At 36.4% G+C, this 19,319-nt stretch carries 21 protein-coding genes; 19 read left to right on the top strand and 2 right to left on the bottom strand.

Annotation, left to right across the window (positions count from 1 at the left end; all coding sequences use genetic code 11):
* Positions 1–190: 190 nt before the first annotated feature.
* The 4 genes from CC92_RS0110800 to CC92_RS20950 all read left to right on the top strand — a co-directional run bounded on the left by CC92_RS0110800 (position 191) and on the right by CC92_RS20950 (position 5,090).
* A complete protein-coding gene (locus CC92_RS0110800; protein ID WP_029502873.1) occupies positions 191–2,245 on the top strand; it encodes a DHH family phosphoesterase in 2,055 nt (684 codons plus the stop codon).
* Positions 2,246–2,692: a 50S ribosomal protein L9 gene (gene rplI / locus CC92_RS0110795; RefSeq protein WP_029502874.1), complete on the top strand. Its 447-nt coding sequence runs from the start codon at positions 2,246–2,248 to the stop codon at positions 2,690–2,692. It abuts the gene before it with no gap.
* 14 nt (positions 2,693–2,706) lie between these two features.
* Positions 2,707–4,035, top strand: a complete 1,329-nt coding sequence (gene dnaB / locus CC92_RS0110790; protein ID WP_029502875.1) for a replicative DNA helicase — start codon at positions 2,707–2,709, stop codon at positions 4,033–4,035.
* Between the two features lie 173 nt (positions 4,036–4,208).
* On the top strand, positions 4,209–5,090 hold the full coding sequence (locus CC92_RS20950; protein ID WP_034218406.1) for a MerR family transcriptional regulator: 882 nt from the start codon (positions 4,209–4,211) through the stop codon (positions 5,088–5,090).
* A 150-nt stretch (positions 5,091–5,240) separates the two neighbouring features.
* On the opposite strand, the gene CC92_RS0110775 is transcribed toward CC92_RS20950, so the two are convergent.
* Positions 5,241–5,408 carry a DUF362 domain-containing protein gene (locus CC92_RS0110775; protein ID WP_029502876.1) on the bottom strand — a complete coding sequence of 56 codons (168 nt, stop codon included), beginning with the start codon at positions 5,406–5,408 and terminating at the stop codon, positions 5,241–5,243.
* Positions 5,409–5,668: 260 nt separating this feature from the next.
* On the opposite strand from CC92_RS0110775, the gene CC92_RS0110770 reads away from it, so the two are divergent.
* Positions 5,669–5,869 carry a DUF1858 domain-containing protein gene (locus CC92_RS0110770; RefSeq protein ID WP_029502877.1) on the top strand — a complete coding sequence of 67 codons (201 nt, stop codon included), beginning with the start codon at positions 5,669–5,671 and terminating at the stop codon, positions 5,867–5,869.
* A gap of 136 nt (positions 5,870–6,005) precedes the next feature.
* Here CC92_RS0110770 and CC92_RS0110765 read toward each other — a convergent pair whose 3' ends face one another.
* Entirely contained in the window at positions 6,006–6,788 is a 783-nt protein-coding gene (locus CC92_RS0110765; protein WP_029502878.1) for an adaptor protein MecA, read from the bottom strand.
* A 344-nt stretch (positions 6,789–7,132) separates the two neighbouring features.
* On the opposite strand from CC92_RS0110765, the gene CC92_RS0110760 reads away from it, so the two are divergent.
* The 14 genes from CC92_RS0110760 to atpA all read left to right on the top strand — a co-directional run bounded on the left by CC92_RS0110760 (position 7,133) and on the right by atpA (position 19,310).
* A complete protein-coding gene (locus CC92_RS0110760) occupies positions 7,133–8,458 on the top strand; it encodes a serine/threonine protein kinase (protein WP_029502879.1) in 1,326 nt (441 codons plus the stop codon).
* A gap of 293 nt (positions 8,459–8,751) precedes the next feature.
* Positions 8,752–9,120, top strand: a complete 369-nt coding sequence (locus CC92_RS0110755; RefSeq protein WP_029502880.1) for a hypothetical protein — start codon at positions 8,752–8,754, stop codon at positions 9,118–9,120.
* Between the two features lie 618 nt (positions 9,121–9,738).
* Complete coding sequence (locus CC92_RS0110750; protein ID WP_029502881.1) at positions 9,739–11,442, top strand: glycosyl hydrolase family 18 protein; 1,704 nt, start codon at positions 9,739–9,741, stop codon at positions 11,440–11,442.
* Between the two features lie 54 nt (positions 11,443–11,496).
* A complete protein-coding gene (locus tag CC92_RS0110745) occupies positions 11,497–12,207 on the top strand; it encodes an N-acetylmuramoyl-L-alanine amidase (protein WP_029502882.1) in 711 nt (236 codons plus the stop codon).
* Positions 12,208–12,302: 95 nt separating this feature from the next.
* Positions 12,303–13,361 carry an L-threonylcarbamoyladenylate synthase gene (locus CC92_RS0110740; RefSeq protein WP_031420344.1) on the top strand — a complete coding sequence of 353 codons (1,059 nt, stop codon included), beginning with the start codon at positions 12,303–12,305 and terminating at the stop codon, positions 13,359–13,361.
* Positions 13,362–13,405: 44 nt separating this feature from the next.
* On the top strand, positions 13,406–13,861 hold the full coding sequence (locus CC92_RS0110735; RefSeq protein ID WP_051650709.1) for a hypothetical protein: 456 nt from the start codon (positions 13,406–13,408) through the stop codon (positions 13,859–13,861).
* 216 nt (positions 13,862–14,077) lie between these two features.
* Positions 14,078–14,506: a ribose 5-phosphate isomerase B gene (gene rpiB / locus CC92_RS0110730; RefSeq protein ID WP_029502885.1), complete on the top strand. Its 429-nt coding sequence runs from the start codon at positions 14,078–14,080 to the stop codon at positions 14,504–14,506.
* Positions 14,507–14,768: 262 nt separating this feature from the next.
* Positions 14,769–15,092, top strand: a complete 324-nt coding sequence (locus CC92_RS0110725; protein WP_051650710.1) for an AtpZ/AtpI family protein — start codon at positions 14,769–14,771, stop codon at positions 15,090–15,092.
* Positions 15,093–15,112: 20 nt separating this feature from the next.
* Entirely contained in the window at positions 15,113–15,493 is a 381-nt protein-coding gene (locus tag CC92_RS0110720; protein ID WP_029502887.1) for an ATP synthase subunit I, read from the top strand.
* 20 nt (positions 15,494–15,513) lie between these two features.
* Entirely contained in the window at positions 15,514–16,275 is a 762-nt protein-coding gene (gene atpB, locus CC92_RS0110715) for a F0F1 ATP synthase subunit A (protein WP_051650711.1), read from the top strand.
* A 51-nt stretch (positions 16,276–16,326) separates the two neighbouring features.
* The gene (gene atpE, locus CC92_RS0110710; RefSeq protein ID WP_029502889.1) at positions 16,327–16,587 is read left to right on the top strand and encodes an ATP synthase F0 subunit C; all 261 of its coding nucleotides are present in this window, start codon (positions 16,327–16,329) and stop codon (positions 16,585–16,587) included.
* A gap of 39 nt (positions 16,588–16,626) precedes the next feature.
* Entirely contained in the window at positions 16,627–17,208 is a 582-nt protein-coding gene (atpF, locus tag CC92_RS0110705) for a F0F1 ATP synthase subunit B (RefSeq protein WP_242841342.1), read from the top strand.
* Positions 17,196–17,744 carry an ATP synthase F1 subunit delta gene (atpH, locus tag CC92_RS0110700; RefSeq protein ID WP_029502891.1) on the top strand — a complete coding sequence of 183 codons (549 nt, stop codon included), beginning with the start codon at positions 17,196–17,198 and terminating at the stop codon, positions 17,742–17,744. Before atpF ends, atpH begins: the two co-directional genes overlap by 13 nt.
* 57 nt (positions 17,745–17,801) lie before the next feature.
* The gene (gene atpA, locus CC92_RS0110695; RefSeq protein WP_029502892.1) at positions 17,802–19,310 is read left to right on the top strand and encodes a F0F1 ATP synthase subunit alpha; all 1,509 of its coding nucleotides are present in this window, start codon (positions 17,802–17,804) and stop codon (positions 19,308–19,310) included.
* Positions 19,311–19,319 lie beyond the last annotated feature (9 nt).

Here is a 19,319-nt window from a genome sequence, read left to right as displayed (position 1 = left end):
ATGATATAATGAAGAATACAATTGCAGTCTTAAAGCTTGTGTCATATGAATCTTAACAGCAGTAAACAAAGGGATAACTGCAATATGGGATACATATCACATCCTTAGCTAAAAGCATATGAAAAATAGGGGGGAAGTTACGAATTTTTCTCTTAGTAGTGTATGCCAAAGCGTGCAGATGGGAGTTTATATGAGAAATAGAAAAAGATTATATGGAGCCTTACGAGCTTATTTAAGATGGCCACTCTTGCTTACCGCATTATTAGTGGTTATGAATATTTGTATATATATGGTTGATCGAAAAGCAAGTGTAGTTATGACTTGCTTTGTTGTGTTGTACTTTGTGATAGCACTTTCGTTGTTTTTTGTGAAACGCCCAAGTATCATGGGTGATATGGTACGTTTTGCATCAAACTATGGTCAGGTACAAAGTAAGCTATTAAAGGAATTGTCACTTCCTTATGCAGTAATTGATAGTACTGGAAAGATGCTTTGGGCAAATGATGAATTTTGCGATATTATCCATTCGGAACGTAGAGCACGACATGCAATAACGAATATTTTCCCGGAGATTACGAACGATATATTACCGGTTAGTGAGATGGATGTGGAAGTACATTTATCTTATGCGGATGCAAATTATAAGGTAGTATTACGCCGAGTTTCAATTCCGGATTTTGAAGAAGATAGTTATTATATGGAAGATGAAACAACGATACAAAACACCTCTTACCTAATTGCGATGTACCTTCATAATGAGACAGAAATTGTAGCATTACAGAAAGAAAATCATGACCAGCGTCAAATTATAGGCTTACTTTATATTGATAATTATGAAGAAGCATTAGAGAGTATTGATGAGGTTCGTAGATCCTTACTAACAGCGCTTGTGGATCGAAAAATAAATAAATATATGCAAAGCATCGATGCAGTGATTAAAAAGATTGAAAAAGACAAGTATATTTTTGTGTTCCAGAATAAATATATGCAACAGCTCCAAAGCAATCGATTCTCAATCTTAGAGGAAGTAAGAAGTGTTAATATCGGTAATGAGATGTCGGTTACGATAAGCATGGGGCTTGGAGTGAGCGCAGAGTCTTATATGAGAGGCTATGAATTTGCACGTGCGGCAATTGATCTTGCTCTAGGTCGTGGTGGTGATCAAGCAGTTATTAAAGAGGGCGAGAAAATCTCATATTATGGTGGAAAGAGTGTTTCTGTTGAGAAGAATACTAGAGTAAAAGCAAGAGTAAAAGCCCATGCGTTACGAGAATTTGTAGAGGCTAAAGATAAGATCGTCATAATGGGTCATTCCATTGGTGATGTAGATTCTTTTGGTGCTGCGATTGGTATGTATCGAATTGCAAAAACCTTAGGGAAAAAAGCTCACATTGTAATCAATGAAGTTACAATCTCTGTTCGCCCAATTCTTTCAAGGTTTACAAACAATCCGGATTATGAAGAAGATATGTTTCTAAACAGTGCCAGTGCAATACAAGCGGTTGATATGAATACCTTGTTAATTGTTGTGGATGTAAATAGACCTAGCTATACTGAGTGTCCAGAGTTGTTGGAATTAACAAAAACGATTGTAATACTTGATCATCATCGTCAGACCGGAGAAGCTGTTGAAAATGCAGTATTATCCTATATTGAGCCATATGCTTCCTCTTCTTGTGAGATGGTTGCTGAAGTGTTACAATACATTGGAGATGGGTTAAAACTTCGCCAGTGTGAAGCAGATGCGATGTATGCTGGTATTATGATTGATACAAATAATTTCTTAAATAAAACAGGTGTAAGGACATTTGAAGCGGCAGCATACCTTCGTCGAAGTGGTGCTGATGTTACGAGAATACGAAAAGCATTCCGTACAGAAATGCCAGAATATATGACAAAGGCGGAGGCAATCACTTCAACTGAGGTTTTTATGGAGAAGTATGCATTTGCAGAATGTAGTAGCGATGGAGTTGATAGCCCAACCGTTCTTGGTGCACAGGTGGCAAATGAACTTCTTAATATTAATAATATGAAAGCATCTTTTGTATTCACACAGTTTAATGGCAAGATTTATATTAGCGCACGTTCCATAGATGAATTAAATGTTCAAGTTGTTATGGAAAAACTAGGAGGTGGCGGTCATATGAGTGTAGCCGGTGCCCAGCTAAGTGATTGTACACTTGCAGAGGCAATGCAGAAAGTAAAGGATGTATTAACAAAGATGACAGAGGAAGGAGACATATAAATGCAGGTTATATTATTAGAGGATGTAAAAGCTCTTGGAAAGAAGGGTGAAGTGGTTAAGGTAAGTGATGGTTATGCAAGAAACTTTATCTTACCAAAGAAATTAGGGTTAGAGGCAACTCCTAAAAATTTAAATGACTTAAAGTTGCAAAAAGCGGCGGAAGCGAAGCTCGCTCAAGAAATATTAGAGCAGGCACAGGCTCTTGCGAAAGAAATTGAGTCAAAGAGCATTTTATTAAAAATTAAATCTGGTGAGGGTGGAAGAACCTTTGGTTCTGTTTCTACCAAGGAAATCGCAGTTGCTTTAAAAGAGCAGTTAGGGCATGACATTGATAAAAAGAAACTAGTATTAAATGACCCAATTAAGAATATGGGAACTTATACGGTACCGGTAAAGCTACACCCGAAAGTAACTGCAGAACTGAAGGTAAAAGTAGATAGTCTGTAAGGAGAGCATCAGCCATGGATGAGGCATTTATTAAAAAGATTCAACCGCATAGTGCAGAAGCCGAGCAGTCGGTAATAGGTTCTATGATTATGGACCGAGATGCGATTATTACTGCCTCTGAAATATTGAATGCAGAAGATTTTTATCAGCATCAGTATGGTGTATTATACGATGCTATGATAGAACTATTTCAGGAAGGAAAACCTGTTGATTTAATTACCTTACAGAGTAAATTAAAGGAGAAGGAAGTACCTCCTGAATTATGTAGCTTAGAGTTTATCAGTGATTTGATCCGTTCGGTTCCAACATCTGCGAATGTTAAGTATTATGCGACCATCGTTAGTGAGAAGGCATTACTGCGTCGCTTGATTAAGGTAACAGAAGGAATCACCAACATGTGCTATCTTGATAAAGAGAAGGTAGATGCGGTATTAGAACAGACAGAGAAAGAAGTCTTTAGTATTGTTCAAAACCGTAGTTCTGGTGATTTCGTCAGCATCAAGGATATTGTTATCAAATCGCTGGATAGTATTGAGGCAGCTTCTAAGAGTAAGGGTAGCGTAACAGGAATTGCTACGGGTTTTTATGATTTGGATTATAAGATGGCTGGCTTACAGCCATCGGATTTAATATTGGTTGCAGCAAGACCTTCTATGGGTAAGACTGCATTTGTCTTAAATATCGCAGAATATGTTGCGGTTCGAAATAAAATAACGACGGCAATTTTTAGTTTGGAAATGTCGAAGAACCAGCTTGTAAATCGTATATTATCTATGAATTCTAAAGTGGACTCTCAGGCAATCCGAAGCGGTGAGCTAAACGACGAGGATTGGGCAAAGTTAATGGAGAGTGCTAGAACCGTTGGTGAGTCAGGGTTAATTATTGATGACACACCAGGTATTTCGATCACAGAGCTGCGTTCCAAGTGTAGAAAATTTAAATTAGAACATAATCTGGGATTAATTATTATCGATTATCTTCAGTTGATGTCAGGCGGTAAGAAATCAGAATCCAGACAACAAGAAATTTCGGAGATATCCCGTTCCTTAAAAGCTCTAGCCAGAGAGGTTAACTGTCCGGTAATTGCACTATCACAGCTATCTCGTGCTGTAGAGCAGCGCCCAGATAAACGACCTATGCTATCTGACCTTCGTGAATCTGGTGCGATCGAGCAGGATGCCGATGTCGTTATGTTCATATATCGTGATGATTATTATAATCACGATTCTGAGGATGCTGGTATTTCTGAAATTATTATCGGTAAACAAAGAAATGGTCCAACAGGTACTGTAAAACTTGCTTGGTTATCACAGTTTACAAAATTTGCGAACTTAGAACGATAATTTAAAAGAAGTGACAAAATGAAAAGTTTTAGAGGGTGTTTTTGAAACACCCTCTTTTTTTTTATAGATTGCTGTCGAAGGGTTTTTCTAAAACATTGGGACGAGTTGTTGCATTTCGGGGTTCAGATGTTATAATGAGGAAGTGGAAAATTATAACATTTCGGAGGACGCACATGGAAGATAGGGTTTATAAGATATCGGAGGCTTCTAAAATGATTGAAGTCAAGTCCAATGAGCTTCGATACATGGAAGAGCAACTGGGATTGAAGATCCCCCGTAATGAGTTAGGATATCGTTGCTATAAGCTATCAGATATCGAATTATTAAAAACTGTGAATATATTAAATAATGAAGGTTTTTCTTTTAAGGTCATTCGAATGATATTACCTTATATCGATAAATTGTTTTCCATGGAGCCAAAACGTATGGATTTATTTAAGGACAAGCTAGGGGTAGCAACAGGGCTTTTTGGTACTAAGGCACAACAGAATTTGCGTTTTCAATACACGAAGTGGCGGGATGCAATGAACTTAGATAGTATGGAGGACACATCGGAATCAGATAATTTGAATGCTAAAGGAGAGATAAAAGACGTGCAAACAAGGGAAGAGGTAACCGAACAAAAGGAGGATTCCACTTTGTCTCAAGAAGTATTAGGAGATGAGAAATTATTAGATAACGAAGAATCTGTAGAGATAGTTGAGAAGGAACCAAGTATCATAAAAGAAGTAGAAGCTATTGATATTAAGTCTGGAAAAAACAATCAAGATAAAGTTAAGCAATTTATCCAAATTATGCAGGGTATTATGGTGGACGCAATGCAGGAAAATAGTCAGTATTTAGCAAAGGACATTAGCCGTACCGTATCGGATTCTGTAGTCAAAGAGATTGATTATCGTATGAGGTTGAGAGAAGAAAGAGAAGAGGAACGTTACAAACAACTAGACCGACTTATCCGTGAAATGCAGGCGAAAGGTCAGGTTGCTGCGACTAGAGAGTACGGTGGTAAAAAAAGAGAAAGTAAATTTTTTAAGAAAAATAAAGTTAGGATATAATGAGTAGGTAAGGCTAGTCACATTAACAAAAAAAGCTGTTGTAATAATTACAACAGCTTTTTTTGTACATGATAATATTTCTTATCATGACAATAGAATCACATAATGTGTATGTCTATTGATAGAATCCAACGATTCTTATGTGTTTAATTAGCCCTCGATAGCACCTGTTGGGCAAGTTGCTGCACAAGCGCCACAATCTAAACATGCATCTGCATCAATTTCGTAATGAGAAGCGCCTTCAGAGATAGCTCCCACTGGACATTCGCTTGCACAAGCACCACAGCTGATGCAACCATCATTAATTACGTATGCCATTTTGTTTACCTCCTTTAAAATATTTGATTTCATTTTACTCTAAATGGACAAAGAATACAAGAACTAATTTATTCCCAAGCTCCTAAATCTCCGATAAAACAAGAAAATACTATAGAGATGGTTTAAGAGCCACTCTTTGATTTAAGAAAAAATATTCTTTCCATGAAGAGGCTTGACGGCAACTATTGGGTAAACTATAATGTAATGAACACGATAACGTGTTTATATGGACAGGTTTTACTCATAAGGAGGTAATAAATATGAAAGTTACGAAGGATATGATTATCGCAGATATTATTGCAATTGACCAGAATTTAATTCCTATTTTATTAGATGCCGGAATGCATTGCATCGGATGTCCATCTGCTCAAGGAGAAACATTAGAGGAAGCATGTATGGTTCATGGAATCGAAGTGGACGAGTTAGTTGCAAAATTAAATGCTTATGAAGAAGCAAAATAATATAAAATATAAAATTAATTTTAGAGAAGATTAAGCATGAGTTTCGTCTTCTGAAAGTAAAATGGGCTGTAATTATACAGCCCATTTTCTATGCTAGAAATTATTCTTTGATTACTAGTGTAAGTGAATAACGTTTTTATAATGCAGTTAATTTTTGCATCGCTTTATCCGCTATGATTACCTCGTAATGTTCTTTGAAGTATGCGATACTTGCGTAATTTGTTTTCTCAGATTTCCCGTATTCGGAGATTATATTACACACCTTATTAAAGTCTTCCGGTGTATGTTTAGAAATATGAACTACCAAGTAGTATTTGGAATCTACCGGATTCTTATATAATGTGTTATATCCTTGATAAAATGGTACGATGATCCTTGCTAAGTTGGTGAGTTCACTTAGATTACGGAAGGAAAATATTTTATAAAGAGAGCTTGCTAACTGTATAAACTCCTCATTTGCCTTTCCCTGCTTTTGGGATTCCTTTTGTTTTGAAGCAAATTCTTTATTAGAAGAATCGCTTTTTTCGCGTTTACCAAGTAATTCGCCAAGGTGCTCAAAACAATTTAAAATCTCATCTGCATAAGCGTCTTCCTCTTCTTCCTCTTCCTCTAAGTCATCATCACTAGATGCATAAGGTGTAAAGTTAGAAAATCTAGTGTCAAGTTCGTCTGGATCCTCAACTTTCGTAATTACAAGAACCAAGCAATCTGCCGATACCGGTGTAGCTTCTATCATCAGTGGAATATCTTCCGCTTCAAAACCAAATTCATAAGCAGCCTGTTGCATCATGTCTCGAAAGAGCTGTTTTGCTTTGTCACTACCATATGCTAATTCACTAATACGTAGTTCACGGTCCATAAGATCTTCCTTATTCAGTGTGCATCGAATCTGAGTATCGCTTATTTTTTCAAGTTTCATAGAATCACACCCCTTTCTATTCTTACGGCTCTATTCTATATTGAGTCTTAACATCATTTGCATTGTATAAACAATAAGGGCTGGTAACCCTATTGTCTTGAACAAAGTATAATGGATAACCATAGATAAGTCAATAACCTGTACATTTTAGAATTATCGTCAGAATCACTAAAAAAACCACATTACTTTGTACAGCGTAAATTGCGAAATCTCATTGCATCAGAGAGAAAAGTCACCTATAATAGAAATAGATTCTATTTCATCTTAAAATTCTTTTGAATCAGTGATATACTCAGGAATTCATTCGCCTATATAACTCATTTTTTCCCGGTAGAAAGGAGAGTATGCAAAACGACCTTTGGTTTGGAAAATACCGTATCCAAAAAGAAATTAAAAGACATGAGGATACTATAGTATATTTAGCGGAACATATATCGTTACATAGTCTTTGTATTTTAAAGCAAATTGATAAGAAATCTCCTTTGTACCGGGGGTTGTATCAGGAAGCAAAAATTCTTAGCAGTTTACATAACACATCAATTCCTTGTGTGTTTGACTTCATAGAAACGAAAGATTTTGCTTGTTTGATACTACAATATCTTCCTGGTAAAACATTATCTAGTATCTGTCAAACTATTGAACTTTCTGAGAAGTTGATTCTATCTTATGCAATCTTGTTATGTGATATTCTTAACTACCTTCATTCCCAAAAGCAACCTGTACTTCATCTTGACATAAAACCCTCTAATATTTTGATATTTGAGTCGGATGTTTATTTAATCGATTTTGGTAGTGCGACGCGAAAATCGGATCTACGAGAAGATTTTTTTGGAACAAGATGGTTCGCACCGCCTGAACAGTATGAACAATTCTCTCTTGATGAGCGAACCGATATCTATTCTTTTGGTATGGTATTGTATTATATGGTATTTGGACGAGAATATGCGAGGAGAAAAGGGGAAAATATTGAAGTAAATAATCGATGTAGTAGGGAGCTTTCAGATGTTATTAATCGTTGTTTAAAGTTAAAAAGGACGATTAGATATTCATCCATCTCAGAGATTAGAAAGCGATTGCTTCAAATACAACAAAAGCAAAGTAAAATCGGAATAGGGAAAGAATCCGTTTACTACTCAGTTTGTGGTTCACAGCAACATATTGGATGTACTCATTTTGCTTTAAAACTATGTAACTTTTTGAAGCATCGATATGGTAATTGTCTTTATATTGAAAGAAATACTTCCTATGCAGTTCGTGATATGTTGATTGAGAAAGGGAAACTAAGTGCAGATGGAATTTACGAATATGAAGGGATTTCAATGATTCCATTTCAAAAAGGTAGGATTATCCCTGATGAGGTATTACGAAAGTATGGACATATTGTCTATGATTTTGGAGTTGTGATGGAAGAGAACAAAGAGGATTATCTAAGTGGAAAAAGATGTTTCGCCGTGGTTGGAGCGAAAGATTGGGAAAAATCTCAAACAAAGCAACTACAGAGTCTTCTTAAGCATAGTAAAGTAACTTATTTTGCAAATTTCATTACTACAAAGGATCAGGAAAGATTATTATGTAAGGAAAATTTACGGATTGAACGATTGCCATATGAAGCGTTAACTCTCTGTGGGAAAGCATCAGAAACGGCAAGATTGTTTCAGGATATTTTATAAGCAGAAGAATTAAAATAGGTATTAGCAAATAGAAAAGGGAAAAGAAATAAAATGAAAAAGAAAAGAGAACAATTAGAATAAGGATGAAAAAAAAGAAAATTGAGGTGTGTAAAAGAATAGGTATACTGGGATTACATAGAAGTTCTGGAGTTACTCATCTTACCCTTTTAATGGCTCAGTATTTAAGAGGGTGCCTAGGACATAAGGTCACAGTGTTAGAAAAGAGTGGGCGTTTTGATTTGAGGTCTCTATCGCATTATTACTCCCTTTGTGATAAGTGGGAGGAGGGTTTTATGCTACATGGTATTCAGTTTTTAATAAAAGATAATGTAATGATCAACAACAATTTAAAAGAGGAATGCGTCCTTATTGATTTTGGTACAAATTATCAAGGTGTTATCGAGTTAGAAGACAGGTTAGACATTCTAATTTATGTATTTACGAATGCACCGTGGTATCAAGCAGTGGATATGTTATGGAGATATAAGAAGGAGGATAATAATAGGCTAAAAAAAGCTGTCATATGTAATATGGCAACAAAAAAGTCGTTGAATCATAGTTTGAAATTACCTATAAGACCAAGTGTACTTGGTTTAGAGCCAGATTTTTTTAATCCATCTGTAGAAGCAATACGGCTATTTGAATCAGTGCTTCTTATATAAAATCTTTTTATAGGCATTCACTTAAAAACTTAAGTAATGAGCATTGCAACTTTGTATCGGTAATCTGTAACAAATAGGAGTTAAGATGCATATCACAACCTTCTTATTCCAAACAAAAAAGTAATTACAATTGTTCTTACGATACATATCAGGGTAGAATTTTCGAATGGCTGAAAAATCTTTAGCCAATAATCCAAATTAACACTCGCACTAGCGATGCAATTGCTTTGTTTTTTAAGATGTATAAATGCAACTTGAGTTTCGCATAATAATGCGAGAACTCACATGACGAAACAGTCTTTTATCTGTGAACCGCTTTAGGAGCAATTGTCTCAATACACTGCTTCTTGCAATTAGGATAAAAGACTGTTTTTTTGTTCTAGATATAGAATTTTTAGATTCTTAAAATACAAAGAAGGAGAGTGCTTCTATGTTAATGAACAGCAAATTAAGTGATTTCAATGATTTATTTATATTTTTTTAAGGAAAAAGCAAAGAAAACAGCGAAATAATAGATGACGATACTAGGAAAAAATGCTATAATATTCAGTATGGATTAGTTTAGCCAGGCATTAACATGCTCACAAAACTCAAAGGAGAATATGAAGAGAGGTTAATATGGAAAAAAGAACAAAACTTGCAATCATCGGAACTGTCGCAGTTGTGGTTGTTGTACTTGCGATTGTTGTATCTTATATCGTAGAGAAGAATACACCTAGCAAAGAGGTTAAAGCATTATCAGAATATTATCAAGTTCCTGAAGGGGAAGCGATGGTAATCATGGATGATATCGTCTATGAGAGAAATGCGAAACTTATGGATGGTGTTCTATATATGGATTTTGAAACCATTACAAGTAAGTTTAATAAGAGATTTTATTGGGATGCGATAGAAAATGTATTAATCTATACAACACCAACAGAAATCATTAAAGCAGAGGTAGGAACGAAAGAATATTTAGTAAATAAAAATAAAGTAGCTGCAGACTATCCAATTGTAAAAACGATAGGTACAGAAGTATATGTGGCACTTCCATTTGTTTCTGTATACTCTGATATGCGTTATGAAGCATATGAGAATCCGAATATCGTTGTTATTCAGTGCAAATGGGGTGATTACTTGTTTGCCGATGTAGAGGATGCAACTCAGGTAAGAACAGAAGCCTCGATTAAAAGTCCAATTTTAAAGGAGCTAAGCAAAGGGGATCGAGTATTAATAATCAACAATGGAGGAAACCAAGAAAATGGTTTCTTAACTGTCATGACGAAAGAAGGTATCAGAGGATACGTTCGTAAAAAGAATCTTTCCGATTCTTATTATGATAAAGTAACAAGTACCTTTGAAGCACCTGTATATACCAATATAACAAAAGACTATAAGATTAATTTAACTTGGCATCAGGTTACCAATCAGGAGGCAAATAAGAAGTTAGGGGAAGTATTAGATTCTACTAAGGGTATTACGACAATATCACCTACTTGGTATCGTATTAATTCGGTAGAAGGAACTCTATCTTCTTTGGCAAGTGAAAGTTATGTAGAAAAGGCTCATAGTATGGGGCTTGAGGTTTGGGCGCTAGTAGATAATTTTGATCCTAATGTTAACACGTACGAGGTATTATCAAAAACTTCAAGTAGAGAACGTTTGATTAATGAGCTGATCGCAGAAGCTATAAAATACAACCTCGATGGTATTAATATTGATTTTGAGAATTTGACTGTGGAGACGGGACCACATTACATTCAGTTCTTACGTGAACTTTCGGTAAAGTGTCGAAGCAACCAGATAGTATTGTCTTCTGATACTTATGTTCCTGCACCTTATTCAAAGTTTTATGATAGGCAAGAACAAGGGGCTATCCTTGATTATGTTGTAATTATGGCATACGATGAGCACCATAGCAAATCAGAGGAGGCAGGTTCTGTTGCTTCCATTGGCTTCGTACAAAAAGCTATTGATGATATGTTGCTTCAAGTACCAAAGGAAAAGTTGATTATGGGAATTCCATTCTATTCAAGACTATGGAAGGAATATACGGAACTTGGAAATCCTGCGCTTGCATCTGAGGCAGTTAGTATGGTTAGTGCAGAAAAAACACTAGAAGCAAATAATGCAACGAAGACCTGGGATCAAACGACAGGACAATACTATGCAGAATATGAGAAAGATGGAGCGAAATATAAAATTTGGCTAGAGGAAGAAGAATCCATTGAAGCTAAGATGAAACTTATCTTTGAAGCTGATTTGGCTGGTGTTGCAAGCTGGAGATTAGGATTTGAGAAACCGAGCATATGGAATGTAATTCAGAAATATGTGAATTAGATTCTTTGTCGTTTCATATGATATAAAGAAACGCAAGGAAACTAGGTCAGAGCAATGAAAAGACGTTACTTTAATGTTGTATTTGCAATCTTGGTTCTATGCTCGATGCTACTTCTCTCAGATAAGAGCATTGAAACCATGAAGCATATGTTTTCAAGGTCTAAGGAGTCGAAAGAGGATCATAAGTTAACTGTAGTAATTGATGCTGGTCATGGAGGATTTGATCCTGGTAAAGTTGGAGTGAATGGAGCACTTGAAAAAGATATTAATCTTGCAATTGCGATGCATTTAAAGGAATTATTAGAACAGAATGACTTAAAAGTTGTTATGTTACGAACCACAGATGAAGCTCTTTATTCAGAAGGTGACTCTAACAAAAAAGCTTCAGATTTAAAAAAACGAGTTCAATTGATGGCAGAGGCAAATCCAGTTTTGGCAGTGAGCATTCACCAAAATAGTTTTCCACAGGAATCAAGTTATGGTGCCCAAGTATTTTATTATACGGATTCTGAACAAGGAAAAGAATTTGCAAAGATGATGCAAGCAACATTAAAAGAATTAATAACCGATGGTAATCATCGAATGGAAAAACCAAATAAAGATTATTACCTGCTAAAGAAGTCCACCTGTCCGCTCATTATAGTTGAGTGTGGCTTCCTTTCCAATCAAAAAGAGGCGAAGCTTTTGGCTACGGATGAATATCAAAGGGAAATGGCGTGGGCGATTCATCTTGGTGTAATGAGGTACTTAAATACGATGGAATAATAAGTTGAAAAACAGAAAGTTTTTTAACACCGAGTTACGCAGTATTCAATCAGTGGGTAAGTTGAATATGCAGAAAGAGCTAAGAAGGTAGAACAGTGAAAACAATTATAAAGCGAATGGATCGAGAAAATTTAAACTCAGATGACTTTAAGGATGCAGTAAAATTATTAAAAGAAGGGCAACTGGTAGCATTTCCTACAGAAACTGTTTACGGTCTTGGCGGTGATGCCCTTGATAAAACAGCTGCAAGACGTATTTACGAAGCAAAAGGCAGGCCGTCTGATAATCCTTTAATCGTTCACATCGCAAATATAGAAGCACTTAAGGAATTAGCAGTGGAGGTTCCGGAGGAAGCGTATCGGTTAGCTGATGCTTTCTGGCCGGGACCACTCACAATGATATTAAAAAAAAGTGATTTGGTCCCAAGAGAGACAACAGGAGGTCTTGACACAGTAGCGATACGTATGCCATCGGATGCGATTGCAAGGCTACTGATTGAAGAATCTGGTCTTTATATAGCGGCACCAAGTGCAAATAAATCAGGAAGACCAAGTACTACAAAGGCGGAACATGTAATCGAGGATTTGGATGGTTGTGTATCTATGATAATAGATGGTGGCTCCTCTACGATTGGATTGGAGTCAACAATTGTGGATCTGACTGGAGAAACTCCAGTTATTTTACGGCCAGGTTTTATTACGAAAGAGATGCTGAATGGATGTATTCAGGGAACAGAGTATGACCAAGCTGTATTAAAGAGAGAAAAGAGTGATCCGGTGGTAGCAAAAGCCCCTGGGATGAAATATCGCCACTATGCACCGAAAGGACAACTTTCGATATACGAAGGAGATACAAATCGGGTAATTAATGCAATCAATGAAATTGCCAAGCTAAAGACAGAGGAAGGATTTCATGTAGGAATCCTTGCAACCGAAGAAACGAAGCACCATTATTTGTATGGAGAAGTAAAAAGTATTGGAACTAGAAAAAAGGAAGAAACGATAGCAGCGCATTTATTTGAGTGTCTAAGAGAATTTGACACTAGTAATGCAGCATACATCTTTTCTGAAAGCTTTGATGATAATTCTTTAGGACAAGCCATTATGAATCGTCTACTAAAGGCAGCAGGATATCAAGTTGTTACAATAGATTAGAGGATAGGTTTAGAAGAAAGATAAATAAAGTAGGGGGATAAATCATGCCACGAAAGTATGATAGAGTAATCTTTGTTTGTACAGGGAATACTTGCCGTAGTCCAATGGCGGAAGCACTTCTAAAAAATTTAATTCAAGAGGAAGGGATTGAAATTCTATCGAGAGGATTAATTGTTTTGTTTTCGGAGCCAATCAATCCAAAAGCGGAAGAGGTTTTAAAAAATCATGACATTCCTACAACCGAGCATACAACAAAGCAATTTAAAGCGATTGAAGTTACAGAGAATACCCTGGTATTAACCATGACATACAAACAGAAATTAAAAATCATTCAAGATTATGGTATTGAGAAAAATTTATATAGCATAAAAGAGTATGTAGAAGAGTTTGGTGATGTAGTTGACCCATATGGCGGTACACTTCTTGATTATGAAGGGTGTTATGAAGAACTTGCTCTTTTAGTAAAGAAAACAATGTATCGGTTATTGCGAGAAGTGTGAAAGAAATAGAGATTTCTTTCACACAGAAGTATGTGCCTGCGAAATCCATGTCAATACTTTAAGTACTGAGTGTATATAAGTTCGAAATATAGGGTTGGTATTGTGAATTAATATGAATTATACGTGAGATTAGAGATAAAATAGGATATACAAGGATGAGGTTTTATGATACCATAAGACCGTAAAAAGCGAAAGAGTTTGAATGGAGGAGAAACAATGATAGCACTTGGATGTGATCATGGTGGGTATGATTTAATGCAGGAAGTAATTACGTTCTTAGAGGAGAAGAAAATTCCATTTAAGAATTTTGGAACAGATTCTAAGGCATCCTGCGATTACCCCGTTTTTGGGAAAAAGGTTGCTATGGCAGTTGCAAATAAAGAATGTGAGTTTGGTATTTTGATTTGTGGAACTGGAATTGGAATCTCCATGGCGGCAAATAAGGTAGATGGAGTTCGAGCCGCATTATGTCACGATTGCTTTAGTGCAGAAGCGACTAGACAACACAACAATGCAAATGTACTATGCATGGGAGGAAGAGTAGTTGGTCCTGGCCTTGCATTAAAGATTGTGGAAATCTTTCTAAACACTGAATTTTCCAATGATGAGAGACATATTAGAAGAATCTCTATGTTGGAGAACTAAAAAAATGAAAGGCTGTTATAATAACGGAATTTGCATATATTATACGTAGTATGTAAATTAACCGCTAGTATAGCAGCTTTTGTGATTCATGGAATTATATGTGAATAATGTAACATACTTTTCCAGTGTAAGAAAGTGGACTTTTTTAGACAAAATGGTATAATATTACTCATGATACAGGAAATTAGGCTGAAAAAATAGAAAAATTTTATGAGCTTTTATCAATATAAAAAGAATAACTAAGGAGTAAAGGCTGTATATTATGAAGAATAAGAGTAGTGTAGTGAAAGGAATACTAATGGTAAGCCAAATTGGTATTAGCATGCTTGTTCCAATTTTCTTATGCGTTTTTGTTGGAAGGAAGTTAGATGATTGGCTTGGTACCAGTTATATTACACTTATTGGTATTGTTCTTGGTATTATGGCGGCATTTCGCAACATATATATAATGACAAAATCGTTTTATGCAAAAGATAAGGCAAGAGAGGATGCAGAACTAAGTCGTTTGGATGAGATGAAAAAGGAGCGCGAGAGAAGGAAAAAAGAAGGAACTTACGAAACAAAAGAGACGGAATATAAGTCATAGTAAAATGGAGGTTGCCTGGTATGAGTGATGGAAAAAAGACATTTCAAGAATTATTAATTGGTATCGCATTATTTGCAATCCTATTTTTTATTCCAGGATTATTTATGAAAGTGGATAAGCTGGCCTATTATCTTGGGCTTGGTTTGGGAATACTGGTAGCAGTACTAATGACAATTAGCATGTATACAACAATAGAGAAATCTTTAAATATGGATCAAAAGAGCGCAATGAACTATACCAAAAGGAATGCTATCTTTCGTCTTTTGTTAATTATTGTAGTTCTTGTTGCTGCAGTTTTTATCAACAGTATCAACGTATTTTCCGTGGTACTGGGTGTTTTAAGCTTGAAGTTATCGGCCTATTTGCAGCCGTTAACCCATAAATTGTTTAGTAAAAATTAAGAGAAAAGGAAGGTGAGAAAGTGAGTTTAGGAGGCATTTTGCTTTCCTCAGGTGTTTTAGACCCACAAGCAACCAGTGTGGTAAATGACGAGATAACCTTTGGTGTTGACGGTCTGATACGGTATGAGCTATTCGGGCATGAGTTATGGATTACCACAACGCATATCAGTTTACTGATTGTGATGGTCGTTATTATAGCTTTTGCAGTGGTTGCGAATCGTTTTATTAAAAAAGCAGATCCCTATAAAGTACCTGGCAAGTTTTTAAATGCTATTGAGTACCTGGTGGAAACCTTTGATAATTTAACCAAAGCTAACATGGGTGAAAAACATGGTTTGAAGTTTTCTAATTACATCGGTACCTTGTTCATCTTTATCCTGTTAGCCAACATCTCCGGATTATTTGGTTTAAGATCACCAACTGCAGATTATGGTGTAACATTAGCATTAGCATTAGTTACCTTCGTACTAATTCATTACAATGGATTTAAGTATCAAAAATCTGCACACATTACGAATCTATTTAAACCAATTCTATTAACCCCGATAAATATTATCGGTGAAATTGCAACTCCAATTTCTATGTCGTTGCGTTTGTTTGGTAATGTATTATCAGGAACGGTAATGCTTGGATTGGTATATGGATTATTGCCGAAGGCAATCTTATTATTGGTGCCAGCACCTTTACACGGATACTTTGATGTATTCTCAGGAGCTATTCAGACATACGTTTTCTGTATGTTGACGATGGTATTTATCTCAAACACATTTGAGGAAGCGTAAATTTAGGTAAGTACAAAAAGAGTAAAAGAAAGATTTAAGGAGGAAATATATATGATTTCTAATGAAGCATTTGTTTTAGGTTGTTCAGCAATTGGAGCAGGTCTTGCGATGATCGCAGGTATTGGACCTGGTATTGGACAGGGTATTGCAGCAGGTCATGGTGCAGCTGCGGTAGGTAGAAACCCTGGTGCAAGGGGTAACATTATGTCAACTATGCTATTGGGACAAGCGGTAGCCGAGACAACCGGTCTTTATGGTTTCGCGGTTGCTATTATTCTCTTATTTGCTAACCCACTTATCGGTAAGCTGTAATCGGCCTCTAGAAAAATTTAAAGGAAGGGAGGCCGAAATGTGGGCAATTTGATAGTAAGCATGGTTAACAGTACAGTATTGGCAGCCACAAAAGAGACTGGTCTATGGAACCGTATCTTTGGTTTGGATATGCAACTTTTAGCAGATGTAGTTATTATGGGTCTTGCCATATTCGTACTTTTTTTAGCTTTATCTTATCTTCTGTTCAACCCGGCCAGAGAACTCTTACAAAAACGCCAAGACCGTATTAAAGAGGAAATGGATGCATCAGCAAAGGATAAAAAGGAAGCAGCGCAGTTAAAATCTAATTACGAAGCAAAGATAAAAGAAGCTTCTAAGGAAGTGGATGAAATCTTAAGCGAAGGTCGTAAGAAGGCATTAAAGCGTGAGAATGAAATTGTTGATGAAGCAAAGATGGAAGCTTCAAGAATTGTAGATAGAGCAAATAAAGAAATTGAATTAAATAAGAGCAAGATGAAGGATGAGGTAAAGCAAGAAATGATTGCTGTCGCATCCGTTATGGCTGGCAAAATCATTGCTGGTAACATAGATGAATCAAAACAAAAACAGTTGATTGATGAAGCTTTGAATGAGATGGGTGATGAGACATGGCAAAATTAGTATCGGGGACATATGGAGAAGCGTTATTCGATTTAGCCTTGGAAAATAAGTCTCTTGATATCATAGAAGAAGAAATCAAAGCTGTGAAGGAAGTATTTAAAGAGAATACGGAACTTATCAAGTTCTTAAATCATCCTAAGATTACTAAGGAAGAAAAGGTAGCATTTATTGAAAATATCTTTAAAGGTAGAGTAAGTGATGATGTTACTGGATTCCTGGTGATAATTATTAAGAAGGGAAGATATGATGAGATTTTGGAAATCTTTGATTATTTTCTGGCAAAGGTTCGTGAGCATAAGAAAATAGGAGTAGCATATGTGACTTCCGCGCTAGAATTAAGTGCGCAGGAGCAGGAAAAGATTGAAAACAAGCTATTGGCTACAACAAAATATGTTCAATTTGAGATGAATTACAAGGTAGATGCGACGATCCTTGGTGGATTAATTATTCGCATCGGAGATAGAGTAGTGGATAGCAGTCTAAAATCGAAGCTAACCACACTATCCAAAAATCTCTTTAAGATACAGCTTGGCTAATCGAATTGTAAGGCGGTTCTTAAGAAAAGAAATTTACAGAAAGAAGGTGCTTATCTCTTGAATTTAAGACCTGAAGAAATCAGTTCAGTCATAAAAGAGCAGATAAAGAATTACAGCATGCAGCTTTTAGTATCTGATGTTGGTACTGTTATTCAAGTAGCAGATGGTATTGCTCGTATTCATGGTCTGGAGAATGCTATGCAAGGAGAGCTTTTGGAGTTTCCAGGAGACATCTATGGCATGGTGTTAAACTTAGAAGAAGATAATGTCGGCGCCGTATTGCTTGGTGATATGAAGAATATTAACGAAGGTGACACTGTAAAAACAACTGGTAGAGTAGTAGAAGTTCCAGTTGGTGATGCATTGTTAGGTCGTGTCGTTAATGCTCTTGGACAGCCAATCGACGGTAAGGGACCGATAGAAACAAAAAAATATCGTCAAATAGAGCGTGTTGCTTCTGGTGTAATCGCAAGAAAATCTGTAGACACGCCGCTACAGACAGGTATTAAAGCGATTGACTCTATGGTTCCAATTGGACGCGGTCAGCGTGAGCTTATTATCGGTGATAAACAAACTGGTAAGACAGCGATTGCTCTTGATACGATTATTAATCAAAAGGGACAGAATGTAAAATGTATCTACGTAGCCATTGGCCAAAAGGCTTCTACAGTTGCAAATATAGTAAAAACTTTAGAAGAATATGGTGCTCTTGACTATACAACAGTAGTAGCATCTACAGCAAGTGAGTTAGCTCCACTTCAATATATTGCACCATATAGCGGATGTGCTATGGGTGAAGAATGGATGGAGTCTGGTCAGGATGTACTTGTAATTTACGATGACTTAACGAAGCATGCTGCGGCATATCGTACCCTTTCCTTGCTCCTTAAGAGACCACCAGGCCGTGAGGCTTACCCAGGTGATGTATTCTATTTACATTCAAGACTCTTGGAGCGTGCTGCTAGATTAAACGATGAACTTGGTGGTGGCTCCTTAACAGCACTTCCAATTATTGAAACACAGGCAGGTGACGTATCTGCTTACATTCCAACCAACGTTATTTCGATCACGGATGGTCAAATCTATCTAGAGACCGATATGTTTAACGCAGGTTTTCGTCCAGCGGTGAATGCAGGTCTTTCCGTATCGCGTGTTGGTGGTTCTGCACAGATCAAGGCGATGAAGAAGATTGCGGGCCCTATTCGTATTGAGCTTGCACAGTATCGTGAACTTGCTGCATTTGCTCAGTTTGGTTCTGACCTTGATGCAGATACCAAAGAAAAACTTGCACAAGGTGAAAGAATTCGTGAGATCTTAAAGCAACCACAATATAAACCAGTGCCAGTAGAGTATCAGGTAATCATTATCTATGCTGCAACAAAGAAGTATTTGTTAGATGTTGAAGTTAGTAGAATAAGAGATTTTGAAAAAGAATTATTTGAGTATATCGACACGAAGTATCCGGATATTCCGTCAAGCATTCGTGAAAAGAAGGTAATGGATGAAGAATGTGAGAAAGCATTAGTCACTGCAATCGAAGCATTCAAGAAAGAGTTTACGAACTAATAGAGAGGG

This window comes from Lachnoclostridium phytofermentans (assembly GCF_000733755.1).
In the GTDB taxonomy this organism is placed as follows: domain Bacteria; phylum Bacillota; class Clostridia; order Lachnospirales; family Lachnospiraceae; genus Lachnoclostridium; species Lachnoclostridium phytofermentans_A.
Note: the sequence above shows the minus strand (reverse complement) of the source record. Positions and strands in the feature narration are given on the sequence as shown.

What these genes read in the sequence shown, in the direction of transcription:
- CC92_RS0110800 (WP_029502873.1), top strand. Translation starts at nt 191, where the DNA reads ATGAGAAATAGAAAAAGATTATATGGAGCCTTACGAGCTTATTTAAGA.
- rplI (WP_029502874.1), top strand. Translation starts at nt 2,246, where the DNA reads ATGCAGGTTATATTATTAGAGGATGTAAAAGCTCTTGGAAAGAAGGGT.
- dnaB (WP_029502875.1), top strand. Translation starts at nt 2,707, where the DNA reads ATGGATGAGGCATTTATTAAAAAGATTCAACCGCATAGTGCAGAAGCC.
- CC92_RS20950 (WP_034218406.1), top strand. Translation starts at nt 4,209, where the DNA reads ATGGAAGATAGGGTTTATAAGATATCGGAGGCTTCTAAAATGATTGAA.
- CC92_RS0110775 (WP_029502876.1), bottom strand. Translation starts at nt 5,408, where the DNA reads ATGGCATACGTAATTAATGATGGTTGCATCAGCTGTGGTGCTTGTGCA.
- CC92_RS0110770 (WP_029502877.1), top strand. Translation starts at nt 5,669, where the DNA reads ATGAAAGTTACGAAGGATATGATTATCGCAGATATTATTGCAATTGAC.
- CC92_RS0110765 (WP_029502878.1), bottom strand. Translation starts at nt 6,788, where the DNA reads ATGAAACTTGAAAAAATAAGCGATACTCAGATTCGATGCACACTGAAT.
- CC92_RS0110760 (WP_029502879.1), top strand. Translation starts at nt 7,133, where the DNA reads ATGCAAAACGACCTTTGGTTTGGAAAATACCGTATCCAAAAAGAAATT.
- CC92_RS0110755 (WP_029502880.1), top strand. Translation starts at nt 8,752, where the DNA reads ATGCTACATGGTATTCAGTTTTTAATAAAAGATAATGTAATGATCAAC.
- CC92_RS0110750 (WP_029502881.1), top strand. Translation starts at nt 9,739, where the DNA reads ATGGAAAAAAGAACAAAACTTGCAATCATCGGAACTGTCGCAGTTGTG.
- CC92_RS0110745 (WP_029502882.1), top strand. Translation starts at nt 11,497, where the DNA reads ATGAAAAGACGTTACTTTAATGTTGTATTTGCAATCTTGGTTCTATGC.
- CC92_RS0110735 (WP_051650709.1), top strand. Translation starts at nt 13,406, where the DNA reads ATGCCACGAAAGTATGATAGAGTAATCTTTGTTTGTACAGGGAATACT.
- rpiB (WP_029502885.1), top strand. Translation starts at nt 14,078, where the DNA reads ATGATAGCACTTGGATGTGATCATGGTGGGTATGATTTAATGCAGGAA.
- CC92_RS0110725 (WP_051650710.1), top strand. Translation starts at nt 14,769, where the DNA reads ATGAAGAATAAGAGTAGTGTAGTGAAAGGAATACTAATGGTAAGCCAA.
- CC92_RS0110720 (WP_029502887.1), top strand. Translation starts at nt 15,113, where the DNA reads ATGAGTGATGGAAAAAAGACATTTCAAGAATTATTAATTGGTATCGCA.
- atpE (WP_029502889.1), top strand. Translation starts at nt 16,327, where the DNA reads ATGATTTCTAATGAAGCATTTGTTTTAGGTTGTTCAGCAATTGGAGCA.
- atpH (WP_029502891.1), top strand. Translation starts at nt 17,196, where the DNA reads ATGGCAAAATTAGTATCGGGGACATATGGAGAAGCGTTATTCGATTTA.